This is a genomic window from Amycolatopsis sp. lyj-23 (assembly GCF_046549135.1).
In the GTDB taxonomy this organism is placed as follows: domain Bacteria; phylum Actinomycetota; class Actinomycetes; order Mycobacteriales; family Pseudonocardiaceae; genus Amycolatopsis.
Genome location: NZ_JAJPWN010000004.1, coordinates 601,409 through 613,822, shown reverse-complemented (window position 1 = coordinate 613,822; position 12,414 = coordinate 601,409). Strand labels below are relative to the sequence as shown.

The 12,414-nt window shown below is 74.7% G+C and carries 10 protein-coding genes; 3 read left to right on the top strand and 7 right to left on the bottom strand.

What is annotated here, in order from left to right; all coding sequences use genetic code 11:
* Nucleotides 1–2: 2 nt before the first annotated feature.
* The 7 genes from ACLJPY_RS12265 to ACLJPY_RS12235 all read right to left on the bottom strand — a co-directional run bounded on the left by ACLJPY_RS12265 (nt 3) and on the right by ACLJPY_RS12235 (nt 9,826).
* Nucleotides 3–605 carry a disulfide bond formation protein DsbA gene (locus ACLJPY_RS12265; protein WP_410588315.1) on the bottom strand — a complete coding sequence of 201 codons (603 nt, stop codon included), beginning with the start codon at nt 603–605 and terminating at the stop codon, nt 3–5.
* Between the two features lie 7 nt (nt 606–612).
* Nucleotides 613–1,677 carry a branched-chain amino acid aminotransferase gene (locus ACLJPY_RS12260; protein WP_410588173.1) on the bottom strand — a complete coding sequence of 355 codons (1,065 nt, stop codon included), beginning with the start codon at nt 1,675–1,677 and terminating at the stop codon, nt 613–615.
* Nucleotides 1,674–3,002, bottom strand: a complete 1,329-nt coding sequence (locus tag ACLJPY_RS12255) for a lyase family protein (protein WP_410588172.1) — start codon at nt 3,000–3,002, stop codon at nt 1,674–1,676. Before ACLJPY_RS12255 ends, ACLJPY_RS12260 begins: the two co-directional genes overlap by 4 nt.
* On the bottom strand, nt 2,999–4,918 hold the full coding sequence (locus tag ACLJPY_RS12250; RefSeq protein ID WP_410588171.1) for an FAD/NAD(P)-binding protein: 1,920 nt from the start codon (nt 4,916–4,918) through the stop codon (nt 2,999–3,001). Before ACLJPY_RS12250 ends, ACLJPY_RS12255 begins: the two co-directional genes overlap by 4 nt.
* Nucleotides 4,919–5,104: 186 nt before the next feature.
* Nucleotides 5,105–6,769 carry a class I adenylate-forming enzyme family protein gene (locus ACLJPY_RS12245; RefSeq protein WP_410588170.1) on the bottom strand — a complete coding sequence of 555 codons (1,665 nt, stop codon included), beginning with the start codon at nt 6,767–6,769 and terminating at the stop codon, nt 5,105–5,107.
* A gap of 179 nt (nt 6,770–6,948) precedes the next feature.
* Nucleotides 6,949–8,778, bottom strand: a complete 1,830-nt coding sequence (locus tag ACLJPY_RS12240) for a BTAD domain-containing putative transcriptional regulator (protein ID WP_410588169.1) — start codon at nt 8,776–8,778, stop codon at nt 6,949–6,951.
* A 202-nt stretch (nt 8,779–8,980) separates the two neighbouring features.
* A complete protein-coding gene (locus tag ACLJPY_RS12235) occupies nt 8,981–9,826 on the bottom strand; it encodes an asparagine synthase-related protein (RefSeq protein ID WP_410588168.1) in 846 nt (281 codons plus the stop codon).
* Between the two features lie 196 nt (nt 9,827–10,022).
* On the opposite strand from ACLJPY_RS12235, the gene larB reads away from it, so the two are divergent.
* From larB to ACLJPY_RS12220, 3 genes are read left to right on the top strand one after another with little or no spacing between them, the layout of a single operon-like run.
* Nucleotides 10,023–10,718, top strand: a complete 696-nt coding sequence (gene larB, locus ACLJPY_RS12230) for a nickel pincer cofactor biosynthesis protein LarB (RefSeq protein WP_410588166.1) — start codon at nt 10,023–10,025, stop codon at nt 10,716–10,718.
* Entirely contained in the window at nt 10,715–11,926 is a 1,212-nt protein-coding gene (gene larC, locus ACLJPY_RS12225; RefSeq protein WP_410588164.1) for a nickel pincer cofactor biosynthesis protein LarC, read from the top strand. The genes larB and larC overlap by 4 nt, the downstream gene beginning before the upstream one ends.
* Nucleotides 11,923–12,396 carry a DUF4383 domain-containing protein gene (locus ACLJPY_RS12220; RefSeq protein ID WP_410588162.1) on the top strand — a complete coding sequence of 158 codons (474 nt, stop codon included), beginning with the start codon at nt 11,923–11,925 and terminating at the stop codon, nt 12,394–12,396. The genes larC and ACLJPY_RS12220 overlap by 4 nt, the downstream gene beginning before the upstream one ends.
* Nucleotides 12,397–12,414: the final 18 nt, after the last annotated feature.

Sequence of the window (12,414 nt, the reverse complement as noted above, 5' to 3'; positions counted from 1 at the left end):
CCTCACTCGTAGTTCAAACCGGGCGTGCGCGAGCGCTTCAGCTCGAAGAAGTGCGGGTTGCGCGCGAGCGCCGCGGCACCGTCGAAGAGCTGCGCCGCCTCCTCGCCGCGCGGGATCGCGTTGAGCACCGGGCCGAAGAAACCGGCGCCGTCGAGGTGGATCGCCGGGGTACCGAGGTCCGCGCCCACCGGGGCCAGCGCTTCGGCGTGGCTCTTGCGCAGGGCTTCGTCGAACTCCGTGCGGCCGGCTGCTTCCGCCAGCGACGCCGGCAGGCCGACCTCGGCCAGTGCCTGCGCGACGACCGCGGGGAAGTCCTTGTTGCGTCCGTTGTGGATCCGGGTGCCGAGTGCGGTGTAGAGGTCGCGCAGCACGTCCTCGCCGTGCTGCCGGGCCGCGGCGACGCAGACGCGGACCGGACCCCACGCGCGGTCGCAGAACTCGCGGTACCACGGCTCGAGTTCGCGGTCCTCGTTGAGCACCCCGAGGCTCATCACGCGGAACCGCAGGGTGATGTCCCGCCGCGCTTCGACTTCGAGGATCCACCGCGAGGTGATCCAGGCGAACGGGCAGGCGGGATCGAAGTAGAAGTCGACCTTCACGGCAATCCTTTCGTCAGACGGCGTGCAGCCAGCCGAAGTCGTCGGGTGCGTCGCCGTGGTGGATGTCCAGCAACGCGTCCAGCAGGCGGCGGGTGACCGGGCCGGTGCCGCCGTCACCGACGGCCCACTCCCCCTGCGGCGTCACGGCGTGGCCGACCGGTGCGAGGGTGCGGGCGGTGCCGCAGGCGAACGTCTCGGTGATCCGGCCGTCCCGGCAGCCGCGTTCCCAGCCGTCGAGCGTGACGGGTTCTTCGGTGACGGCCAGCCCGAGCCGCCCGGCGAGCCGCAGGATCGAGTCGCGGGTGATGCCGGCCAGCAGCGTGCCGCTCAGCGGGGGCGTGACGAGCCGGTCGCCCTCGACGAAGAACAGGTTGGACCCGCCGGCCTCTTCGACGTACCGGCGTTCCCGGGCGTCCAGCCAGACGACCTGGTGGCAGCCGTGCTCGGCCGCGTCGCGCTGCGCGAGGTAGGAGCCGCCGTAGTTGCCACCGCACTTGATCGTGCCGGTCCCGCCGTCGGCGGCGCGGACGTACTCCGGTGAGGCCCACAGCCGGATCGGCGCGGGCACGGCGGCAGCGGGCCGGGCGGGGCTGCCGATGACGGCGAACAGGTACTCCTCGGCGGGCCGGTTGGACAGGTGCTCTTCGGCGGCGATCATGAAGGGCCGCAGGTAGAAGCTGTGCCCGCGGGCCGGCGGCACCCAGTCGCGGTCGGCGCGCGTCAGCGCCGCCGCGGCGGCGAGGAAGCAGGCCTCCGGCAGTTCGGGCATGGCCATCCGGCGGGCCGACCGCGCGAACCGGCGGGCGTGGTCGCCGGGGCGGAAGAGCACGTGCCGTCCGTCCGGCCGCCAGAACGCCTTGAGGCCCTCGAAGATCGTCTGTCCGTAGTGGAACGCCATGGTCGCCGGGTGCAGCTCGAACGCGGTGAGGGGCCCGGTGCGGATGTCCTGCCAGCCGTGGCCGGCGGTCCAGCGGGCGGTGACCATGTGGCTGGAGCAGCGCGAACCGAACCCGGGCATGCGCAGCTGCGCTTCCCGCTGCTCGGCGGGCATGGGCCCGGCGTGTTCGGGGGCGGTCATCGCGACTCCTTGACGACGTCGTAGCGGTCCAGGGCGCGGTCGGCCAGCGGTCCGGACAGGCCGGTGTAGCCCGCCGGGTCCAGCAGGCTCGGCGGCAGATCCGCCTCGAGGAAGGTGGCCAGGTCCGTCCCCGTCCGCTCGGCTTCGGCGGCGGCGTCGGCCAGCAGGCTCTTGGCGGCCGCCTTGCCCAGTGCGGGCGCCAGCACCGCGTTGAGCCGCTCGGACACGATCGCGCCCCGGGTGAGCTGCAGGTTCGCCGCCATCGCCGCCGGGGAGACCCGCAGTGACCCGGCCAGGCAGGCCGCGTTCGCCGCCGCGCCGGCGGTGATGCGCAGCGCGTCCCGCAGTGGCTGCCACTCCGCGTGCCAGCCGCCGGCGGACCGCTCGTCCTCCACCGCCATCGACTGGAACAGCACGACGGCGAGCGCGGGCAGCTGGCGGGCCGCGGTCGCCAGCAGCGTCGCGAACACCGGGTTGTGCTTCTGCGGCATCGCCGACGAGACGCCCCGTCCCGGCGCCGGCGCTTCGGTGACCTCGCCGATCTCGGTGCGGGCCAGCACGAGCACGTCCGCGGCGATCTTGCCGAGCGCCCCGGTGGTGACCAGCAGCGCGGCGGCGGTGTCCGCGATCGGCGTCCGGATCCCGTGCCACGGCAGCACCTGGGGAGCCAGCCCCAGCCGCCGCGCGACCAGGTCCGGCAGCCGCAGCGTCCGCTCGGCCGAGCCGCCGGCGTATTCCCGGTACGCGGCGAGGGTTCCCGCGGCACCGCCCAGTGACACCGGCAACGCGACCCCGCGCACCCGCTCGACGGCGTCGAGCACCAGGTGCAGCCAGGTCGCCGCCTTGAGCCCGAAGGTGACCGGCACGGCGTGCTGGGTCAGCGTGCGCCCGGCCATCGGCGTGTCCCGGTGAGCCCGGACGTGCCCGGCGAGGCCCGCGGCCGTCGCGAGCAACTCCCGCTCGATGCGGTCGAAAGCGGCCCGGCAGAGCAGCATCAGTGCGGTGTCGAGGATGTCCTGGCTGGTGCTGCCGCGGTGCACGTATTCGGTGGCGTCCGGGCCGACGGCCGCGGTGAGCGCGGCGACGAACGCCACCACCGGGTTCGCCGTCGCGCGCACCCCCGCGGCCAGCGCGGCCGGATCCAGCTTTTCCGGCACGGCGGCCGCACGGATCGCCGCCGCGGCCGCCGCGGGGATCATCCCCAGTTCGGCCTGCGCCTCGGCCAGCGCGGCCTCGGTGTCCAGCAGCGCGGTGAGCAGGGCGTGGTCGCCGACCAGCGCGTCGGCGTCCGTCCCGGCCCACGCCGGCGCCAGCCACCCGCTCATGCCGCCCTCCGGGACCCGGCTCCGGCCACGGCCTCCAGGCAGGACCGGGCGATCGCGTCGGCGTCACCGAGGATCACCGAATCGACCCCCGGCCGGATGCCCGCCGCCGTCACCCAGTGCACGCCTTCGGTCGGCACGCCGAAGGCGAACCGTCTCGGGTGCGGCCGGTTGCGGGCGTCCAGGACGTGGTACGGCCGCCGCGTCACCGCCAGGCCGCCGGTGACGTGCTCGCCGATGCGGTACGGGCGGCACGCCCCGCGGGCCAGCATCGCCCGCAGCAGCGGATCGGCCGTGCGCCGCAGGTCGGTCTCCGGCAGGCGGGCCTCGATCAGGGTCGTCGCCTCGGCGGTGACGTCCGGGCACGCCGCCGACCAGGCCCGGAAGCGGCCGCCGGAACCCGTCACCCGCAGGTCCGGCCCGAGTACCTCGAGCACACCGGCGTCCAGGAGCGCACCGAACTGTTCGACGCGCTCGGCGGGCGGCCCGATCGACAGGAACGCGTTGAGCGAGACGTACCAGCCCTGCAGCTCGTCGCGGTACGACCGGCCGGAGATCCCGCCGTGGTCGACGACCAGCCGGATCTCGTTGCGCAGATCGCGCAGGACGTCCGTCGCCGCCTTCAGCGGTCCGGTCACGTTGCCCTTCGCCGCCTCCGTGAGATCCGCGGCCACCAGGGCGCGGAGACGGCGGCGGAACGCCGTGGTCGAAACGAGGTCGGCGGCCGAATAGGGGTTCGCCACCGCCCGCCAGTCCCAGTCCGGCGCCAGGCCGAAACCGGCGAGGACGGTCCGCTGCGCCTCGGTCTCCCGGACGGCGGGCGGATCGGCGGAGACGTCGGCGGGCCCGGCCGCCGCGAACGCCGCGGCGAACTCCCCGGCGTCGCAGGCACACCCCTGTTCCCGCACCTGGGCCGCGTAGAAGACCGTGCGGACCTCCTGGTCGATCAGCGGCCAGACGTCCCGGCGGAAGTCCGCGCCGCCCCGCAGCCGGTCGATCACCGCCGGGGTCAGGTACCGCGGCTCGTGCCGGCCGAACGCGCCCTTTTCGTTGCGGGCCCGTGCGTGGTACGGGACGCCTCGCCGGGACCCCGCGATCAGCCGGGGCTCCCGGCCGGACGCCCGGTACGCCAGCCGCCCGGCCGGCGTCCGGGTGAACGCGCCACCGCGGCCGAGCGTGAGCAGGGCCAGGTGGTCGAAGAAGTTCAGCCCCATTCCCCGCAGCAGCACGGGCTCACCGGCGGCGGCCTCGCACGGCGGCGCGTCGGCCGGGTTCCCCGGCGGCAGGTAGCGCAGGCCGTGCTCGCGCGCGTACCGGCTCAACCGGGCTTCGGCCGGGCCGAGCTCGTGCGGCAGGTGGCCCAGCGCGAGCACGACCACGTCGAGCCCGCCGAGCACGCCACCGTCGTCGAGCACGACTTCCTGCCGCCCGGCGGTGTCCCGGACGTCGACGGCTCGCGCCGGGTGCACCTCGAACCGCAGCGACGGCGGCGCGAGCCGGGCGATCCGCCGCCGCGTCCAGCGCAGGTAACTGCCGTAGAAGGCGCGGGACGGGTAGTCGTCCGGCCCGAGCGCCGCGGCTTCGGCGCGGACGGCGGCCGGGACGTCCGGGCTGCCGAGCAGCGCGATCGAGCGGGCCCATTCGTACAGGCTCGGGCCGGGCACGACCGGGCCCGCGCAGCCGACGCTCTCGTCGGCGAACATGGTCACCTGGCAGGCGACCGTGTTCATCAGCAGCAGCCGGTCCTGCGTGCTCCGCCACACCCGGCCGCCCTCGGCCAGGTGCGGGTCGACGAGGTGCACGAGCAGCCGGCGCCCCGGCGGCCCGAGCTCGGCGGCGTTGGCGCACAGCCGTTCCGCCACCGACAGCCCGCGCGGGCCGAGCCCCACCACGGCGATCTCCGACGTTTCACCGGACACTGGTCTCCCGCTCCCTGGCCGCGTGGCCGGTCGGTGTGCCCGCAGGCTGCGGCCGGGCCCGGTCGCCTTCCGGGCTCGGGCGAGCAGGTCCGGCCCGCCACCCCGGAACGCGTCCGGTGGACTGCGTGGCTCGAAGCCGCCGCGCCGCCGGGCGACGGCGACGGCCCGGTGCCCGGCGACGAGCGGTCACGCGAGCGCGTCGGTCGTCGCCAGGTGCTCGCCCCGGCGGTCGCGGACGTGGGTGGCGAGGTCGGCGTACTTGTCCCGCAGGAAGCGCTTCAGGGACTTGCCGGTGACGCCGAGCGGGAAGTCCCCGTCGGCGGTGGCGACCTCGACCACGGACAGCTCCGGCTTGTCGTGGGCGCGCAGGACCTCGTTGGCCGCGAACAGCACCTTCTCCGCGTCCACGCCGTCGCCGGTCACGACGGCGACCGCGACCTCTTCGCCGTTGTGGTGGCCGGCCACCACCGTGCAGTCCCCGACCCCGGGCACCTCGTTGAGGATCAGTTCCTCCAGCTGCACCGAATAGCCCGGCCCGGCGGCGGTGTGCACCACGTCCACCGCGCGGTCGACCTGGTAGAAGTTGCCGTCCTCGTCGCGGTAGGCGACGTCACCGGTCAGCCAGTAGCCGGCGAGCTTGCTGCGGTAGTAGGTGTCCTGGTTGCCCCAGTAGCCCACGGTCATCGACGGCGGTTTCGCGCCGAGCAGGCCCAGCTCGTAGGGCTCGGCGAGGGTCCCGTTCTCCCGCACGACCGCGACTTCGGCGTACCCGACCGACTTGCCGACGCAGCGGTCGTTGCGCTCGGTCGCCAGGGTGCGGGGCTGCATGAGCACGCCCCAGCCCAGCTCGGTGGTGCCGAGCCGGTCCAGGAACGCGGCGGGCGGCAGCTCCGGCGAGCGGCGGCCCAGTATCTCCTTCAGGTGCCGCTCGTGGACGGCGTCGGCCATGGAGACCCAGATGTTCACCGAGTCCAGCGCGCCCGGCGGCGTCTCGAGCGCGGCGAGCTCCGGGTAGGCGTGGCCGAACGCCATCACCATGGTCGGCCGGTGCTCCTCGACGGCGTGGGCGAGTTCCGCGCCGGAGACGTCCCGCCAGACGACCATCGGCTGCCCGCCGAGCACGGTGTAGGCGTTGAACGACACGCAGCCCTGGTGCGACTGCGGCAGCGCGTTGAGGATGACCGCGCGGGGTTCTTCCCGGTAGTTCACGGCCCGCCACTTCGGACCGTCCAAAAGGGTCTTGTGGGTGTGGATGACCGGCTTCGGCAGTCCGGTCGTGCCGGAGGAGTGCATCAGGCCGACGGGGTCGTCCGGGTGGTGCCGGAACCGGTCCTGATCGGGCAGCACGGCCGACGGCGGCCCGTCCTGGCGGGTCTCGACCCACTTCAGGTTCAGCCGGTCGAGGTCTCCGGCGATCCGGCCGAGGCGTTCGGCGTCGGTGTAGAGGCCGATGGCGCCGCTGCGCTCGATGAGCGCCACCGCGCTGTCCCGCTTGGCGTTGCTGTTGATCAGCATCGAGATGGCGCCGATCTGCGCCAGCGCCGAAAGGTGGATGAAGTACTGGATGGAGTCGGGCGGGAAGACGGCGACGCGGTCGCGCGGCCGCACCCCCCGCTCGAGGTACCAGACCGACCAGCTCTGCACGAGGTGGTCGAGGTCGCGAAGGCTGAACCGGGTGCGCGTTTCCCCGTCGGTGTAGGGGATCGGCGTCAGCGAGTGGATGAACGGCTCGTCCGGGCGCGGGTTGAGCTCCAGCATGGCGGGCAGCAGGTTCCCGCCGCCGATGGCCGGGTCCTCGAGCACCCTGGCCCGCAGCTCGGGGCTCAGGACGGTCCGGTGGGTGAACTCCATGGCATCACTCCTGGTGCGGGCACCCGGCCGGCCGGGTTCGGTTACCGGCCAAGCCTGCCGCGCGCGGCCATCGGGGCTGCCTCGCCGGTGCATCGACGCTGCATCGTTGGGGCGTTCCGGCGAATCCTGGTCGGGGCCGGCGGAATACCGGCCTCCGGTCCACTCCTGCCCTGCGGGGTTCACCGCAGGCGGCACTCCACTTTGGTCACCGACGGCAGGGTGGTCCGGCCGAACGCCGTCAGCAGGCCGTCGTCGCGGTCCGGCTCCGCCGCCTTCGCACGCGCGTGTTCCTGCACCAGGGCGTGGAAGTGGTAGCGGCCCGTCGCCCGCTGCCCGAGCACGTGCGCGTCGAACAGCTCCTCCAGCAGCCGTTCCGCCTCCCGCACCGGCAGGTCGAGCAGCAGCGCCGCCGTTCCCGCGTCGAAGTCCTCGCCGGACCGGGCCGCGGTGCCCAGGACGCGGACCAGCCGGCGCTGCCCGGGCGTGAGCTTCCGGTACGACAGCTCGAACTGCGCCGCCACGCTGCGGTCGCCCAGGCGCAGCTCGGCGAGCCGGCCGGCGCGGTCGCGCAGGCGGCACACCAGGTCCTCCAGCGACCACGCCGGCCGGTTGTGGAAGCGCCAGGCCGCGATCCCGACCGCCAGCGGCAGGTACCCGCACAGGGCGACCACCTCGGCGACCGCGTCCGGACGGCGCTGGGTGCGGCCGGTGCCCGCGATCCGGGTGAACAGGGCCACCGCGTCCCGGGCCGGGAGCACGTCGAGCGAGCGGGACGTCACCCCGTCGAGGCCGGCGAGCCGGCGCCGGCTGGTGATGATCACCTGCGCCTTGCCGGTGCCCGGCAGCAGCGGGCGGACCTGGGTGGCGTCGAGGGCGTTGTCCAGCACGACGAGCACCCGCCGCTCGGCGACTTCCGCCCGCCAGCGCGCCGCACGCTGCCCGGGGTCGGGCGGGATCTGCGCCGGCGCGAGCCCGAAGTCCAGCAGCAGCCGCTCCAGCGCGGCTCCCGGGTCCAGTGGTTCCTGGCCTGCCGTGTGCCCGTGCAGGTCGATGAACAGGTGCCCTTCGGGGAAGCCCGGCGCCAGCTGGTGGGCGAGGCGGACGGCGAGCGTCGTCTTGCCGGCCCCCGCCATGCCGTCGACGGCGAGGATGTTCAGCGCCGTCCCGGCCGGCCGGCAGCCGGTCAGGAACTCGAGCTCGGCGGCGCGTCCGGTGAAGTGGGCCGTGTCGTACGGCAGGAACGAACGCCCGCCGGGGCCGCCCGGCTCGCGGTGCGGCAGGTCGTCACGCAGGATCCGCTCGTGCAGCTCGCGCAGGCCCGCGCCCGGATCCACGCCGAGTTCGTCCCGCAGCAGCCGGCGGCCCTGCTCGTACACACCGAGCGCGTCGGCCGGGCGGCCGCACCGGTGCAGCGCGAGCATCAGCAGCTTCCGGGTCTCCTCCCGCAGGGGGTGCCGGGAGACGAGCTCGCCCAGCTGCGGCACCACCGCCACCGCTTCGCCGCCGTCGAGGCGCAGCCCGGCGAGCTGTTCGGTCGCGGCCAGCCGGTTCTCCTCGAACCGCGCGGCGACGATCTCGAACACCGGGCTGTGCAGGCCGGCCAACGCCGGCCCGTCCCACAGGGCGAGCGCCGACTCCAGCAGCTCCACGGCAGCGTCGGTGCGCCCGGCGGCGGCCGCCGCCGAAGCGGCGGCGACCATCGTGGTGAACCGGTGGGCGTCGACGTCCTGGGCGGCCGCGGTGAGGCGGTAGCCGGGACCGTCCTTGACGACGATGTGCTTGGCCGGTCCGAAGCTGCGGCGCAGCGCGGCCACCGCGTTGTGCAGCTGCCGGCGCGCGGTCGCCGGTGGCTCGCCGTCCCACATGGCCTCCAGCAGCCGGTCGGCCCCGACGACCTTGCCGACGTCGAGCAGCAGCATCACCAGGAGCCGCTGCTGGCGCAGGCCGCCGAGGCCGACCCGTTCGCCGTCCCGCTGGACCCGCACGGTCCCGAGCAGCTTGAAGTACATCCCGATCCTTCCCACCGTAGGCGGACGGCTACCGCTCGCGACAGTTCGCGTGAAAACCGCAAAAGGTGACCCGCCCGCCGGAAAGGGCACGGCGAATTGCCGCTCCCCATTCAGCGGCGAATATCGGTCACCCGGCACCGGCGAGCCGGTCCGTGCATTTCTCCTACCCCGTTCGGCGGCGGCACAAATACCCGCACCGGCGTCACGAATAGCCGGCATGGCTCCCCGACGGCGGCGCGAGAGCCGGCGCGCGGTACACCGAAACCACACCCGGGCCGGCCAGCCCGAGCCCGCCCAGTTCGGCGAGGACCGCGGCGGTGAGCCCCGGCTGCGCTTCGACGGCCGCGCACGCCCGCGCGTCCACCTCCACCCGGAACCCGGCCCCGAGCAGCCGGACGCGCAGGTCACGGGCCCGGATACCGGCCCCGGCCAGGCGCGCGCCCACCGCGATCTCCGCGCGTTCGACCAGCCCCAGCCGCCCGGCGGAGACGGGCACGCCCACCGGGATCCGGGAGGCCAGGCACGGCGCCGACGGCTTGTCCGCCACGGGCAGCGCCCACGCGGCGGCCAGCGCCCGGACGTCGTCCTTCCCCAGCCCGGCCTCGGCCAGCGGCTCGGCGACCCGCAGCTCCCGTGCGGCCCGCAGACCGGGGCGGTGCAGCGCGCGGTGGTCGTCGGCGTGGGTCCCCGTGGCCACGTGCGCCAGCCCGCGCCGGTGCGCGAGCCCGCCGATCGCGGTCAGCACCGTCTGCTTGCAGAAGTAGCAGCGCTCACCCGCGTTGGCCCGGTAACCGGGCACGGCCAGCTCGGCGACGCCGACCTCGGCCAGCTCCACGCCGAGCCCCTCGGCGACCTCGCGCGCGGTCCGCAGTTCCGCCCGCGCGAGGCTCGGCGAGTCGGCGATCGCCGCCAGCACGCGCCCGGCGGGCAGCGCCCGCACGGCCGCGGCCAGCACGAGCGCCGAGTCGACGCCACCGGAGAACGCCACGGCCACACTCCCCAGTGCACCGACCCCGGCGAGCAGCCGTTCTTCGATTCCGGGGCGCATTACCACATTCCCGCAGGTCGTCCGGTCACCGTGCCCCATTTCGGCCGAAAAAGCACTTTTCCTCCACTCAGAGGACTCTTCTGGTGCGGCCAAGTCGACCCGCGGCGGTCGGCCCGAGTCAACCCATTGCCGTATTCGTGCGGCATTCCCGGCACGGCGTTTACAGCGGGATCGCGCCGACACTAGCGTGCCGGTCGTGGTATCGACAGGAAGTTCCGCACCGGCCACGGCCGACCTCGGATTCGCCCGCCTCGACCTGGACCGCGCCGCCCGCACGGGTGACCCGGAAGTCGTGTTCGGCGCGGGGAAGACACCCGCGCAGATCACGGCCGCGCTCGCGCGCCTGCACGAAGCCCATCCGGGCCGGGCCGTCCTCGCCACCCGCGTCGGCGCGGAAGCCCGGGCGCGGTGCCGGGAAACCCTGCCCGGCGTGGACATCGACGACGCGGGCCGCACGGTGCGGCTCGGGCCGCTGCCCCCGCCGCGCGGCCGGGTGGCCGTCGTGTGCGCGGGCACTTCCGACCTGCCCGTCGCCCGGGAGTGCGCCACGACGGTGGCGGTCTTCGGCGCGGAGCCGGACCTCGTGATCGACGTCGGGGTGGCCGGGCTGCACCGGCTGCTGGCCGAACGGGACCGGATCGCCGGGGCGAACGCCGTCGTGGCGATCGCCGGGATGGAAGCGGCCCTGCCGACCGTCCTCGGTGGACTGTGCGGCACGCCGTTGATCGCGGTGCCGACGAGCGTCGGCTACGGCTGGCACCTCGACGGGCTGACGGCGTTCCTGACCATGCTCAACAGCTGCGCCCCCGGCGTCGTGACGGTGAACATCGACAACGGCTTCGGCGCGGGGGTCGCCGCGGCCCGCGTCGCCCGGCAGGCGGTGGCCCCGTGACCATCGGCTGGATCGACGCCGGCAACGGCTGCGCCGGCGACATGCTCCTGGCCGCGCTCGTCGACGCCGGCGCGGAATTCGGCGCGGTGCTCGCCGGACTGGCCCGGCTGCACCTCGACGACGTCCGGCTCACCGAAGCGGTGGTGCGCCGGCACGGCCTGCGTGCCCGGCAGGTGACCGTCGAGGCACCGGAGACGCGGCACGCCCGGCACCTGCCGGAGATCCTCGAGCTGATCGGGAGCGCCGCGCTGCCCCACGCGGCGGAGCGGTTCGCCACCGGCGTGTTCGGCCGGCTGGCCGAGGCCGAAGCCACGGTGCACGGCATCGAACCGGAGCGGGTGCACTTCCACGAGGTGGGCGCGCTGGACGCCGTCGTGGACATCGTGGGCTGCGCCCTCGCGCTGGACGCGGTGGGGCTGCTCGACGCGACGGTCACGGTGTCGCCGATCGCCGTCGGCGGGGGCACGGTCACCGCGGCGCACGGCCGGCTCACCGTGCCGCCACCCGCGGTGCTCGCGCTGCTCACCGGCGCGGCCGCCCCGGTCGCCGCGCACCCGGCCGCACGGGAGCTGTGCACACCGACCGGCGCCGCGCTGCTCGTCACCCTCGCCGACGCGTACGGCCCGATGCCCGCGTGCGTACCGGAGAAGGTGGGCGTCGGCGCGGGGACGGCCGACCCGCCCGGCCACGCGAACGTCGTCCGGGTGGTCGTCGGCTCGGGAACCGCGGCCCCGGCGTGGGTGTCCACGGCGATGACGGTCGTCGAATCCACTGTGGACGACCTGGATCCCCGGCTGTGGCCGGAGGTGCTGGCCGCCCTGCGCGGCGCGGGCGCAGCCGACGCCTGGTGCGCTTCGGTGACCGCCCCGAAGGGACGGCCCGGCGTGCTCCTGACGGCGCTGGCGGCCGCGGACCGCGTCGACGGCGTCTGCGCGGCGGTGTTCGCCCACACGACGACGCTGGGCGTCCGGCTGTCCCCGGTCGAGCGGCGCGCGCTGCCGCGGGACAGCGTCACGGTGGACTACCGCGGCACCCCGGTCGGTGTGAAGCGCGGCTACCTGAACGGCGAGGTGGTCACGACCCAGCCCGAGTACGAGCAGGTGCGGGCGGCCGCGGAGGCCACCGGGCAGCCGTTGCGCCGGGTCCTGGCCGAAGTGCGGCACGTGGCGGGTTTGCCCGGTTCGGGTCCGGGTAGCCGGGCGCCATGACCGAAGTCCACGCCCGGCCCCGGCGGAGCACCGCCCGGGCCGCCGCCCTGTTGTCCGGGATCGCGTTCCTGCTCGTCGGCGTGCTGGGGTTCATCCCGGGTATCACCACGGACTACGACGCACTGAAGTTCGCCGGCCACGAGTCGGGGGCGCAACTGTTCGGCGTGTTCACCGTGTCGGTGCTGCACAACCTGGTCCACCTGCTGTTCGGTGTATTCGGCGTGCTGGCCGCCCGCGCCAACGGAAGTTCGCGCGCGTTCCTGATGATCGGCGGCGGGATCTACGTGCTGCTGTGGGTGTTCGGCCTCGCGCTGGACCACGACAGCGCGGCCAACATCCTCCCGATGGACAACGCCGACGACTGGCTGCACCTGGGTCTGGGCGTGGCGATGATCGCCGCGGGCATCGCCACCACGGCCGCCGACCGGGCGCGGGGCCAGTACCCGGAACCGGAGAAGCAGGGCCACTGACCCGAGCGCGACCCCAGG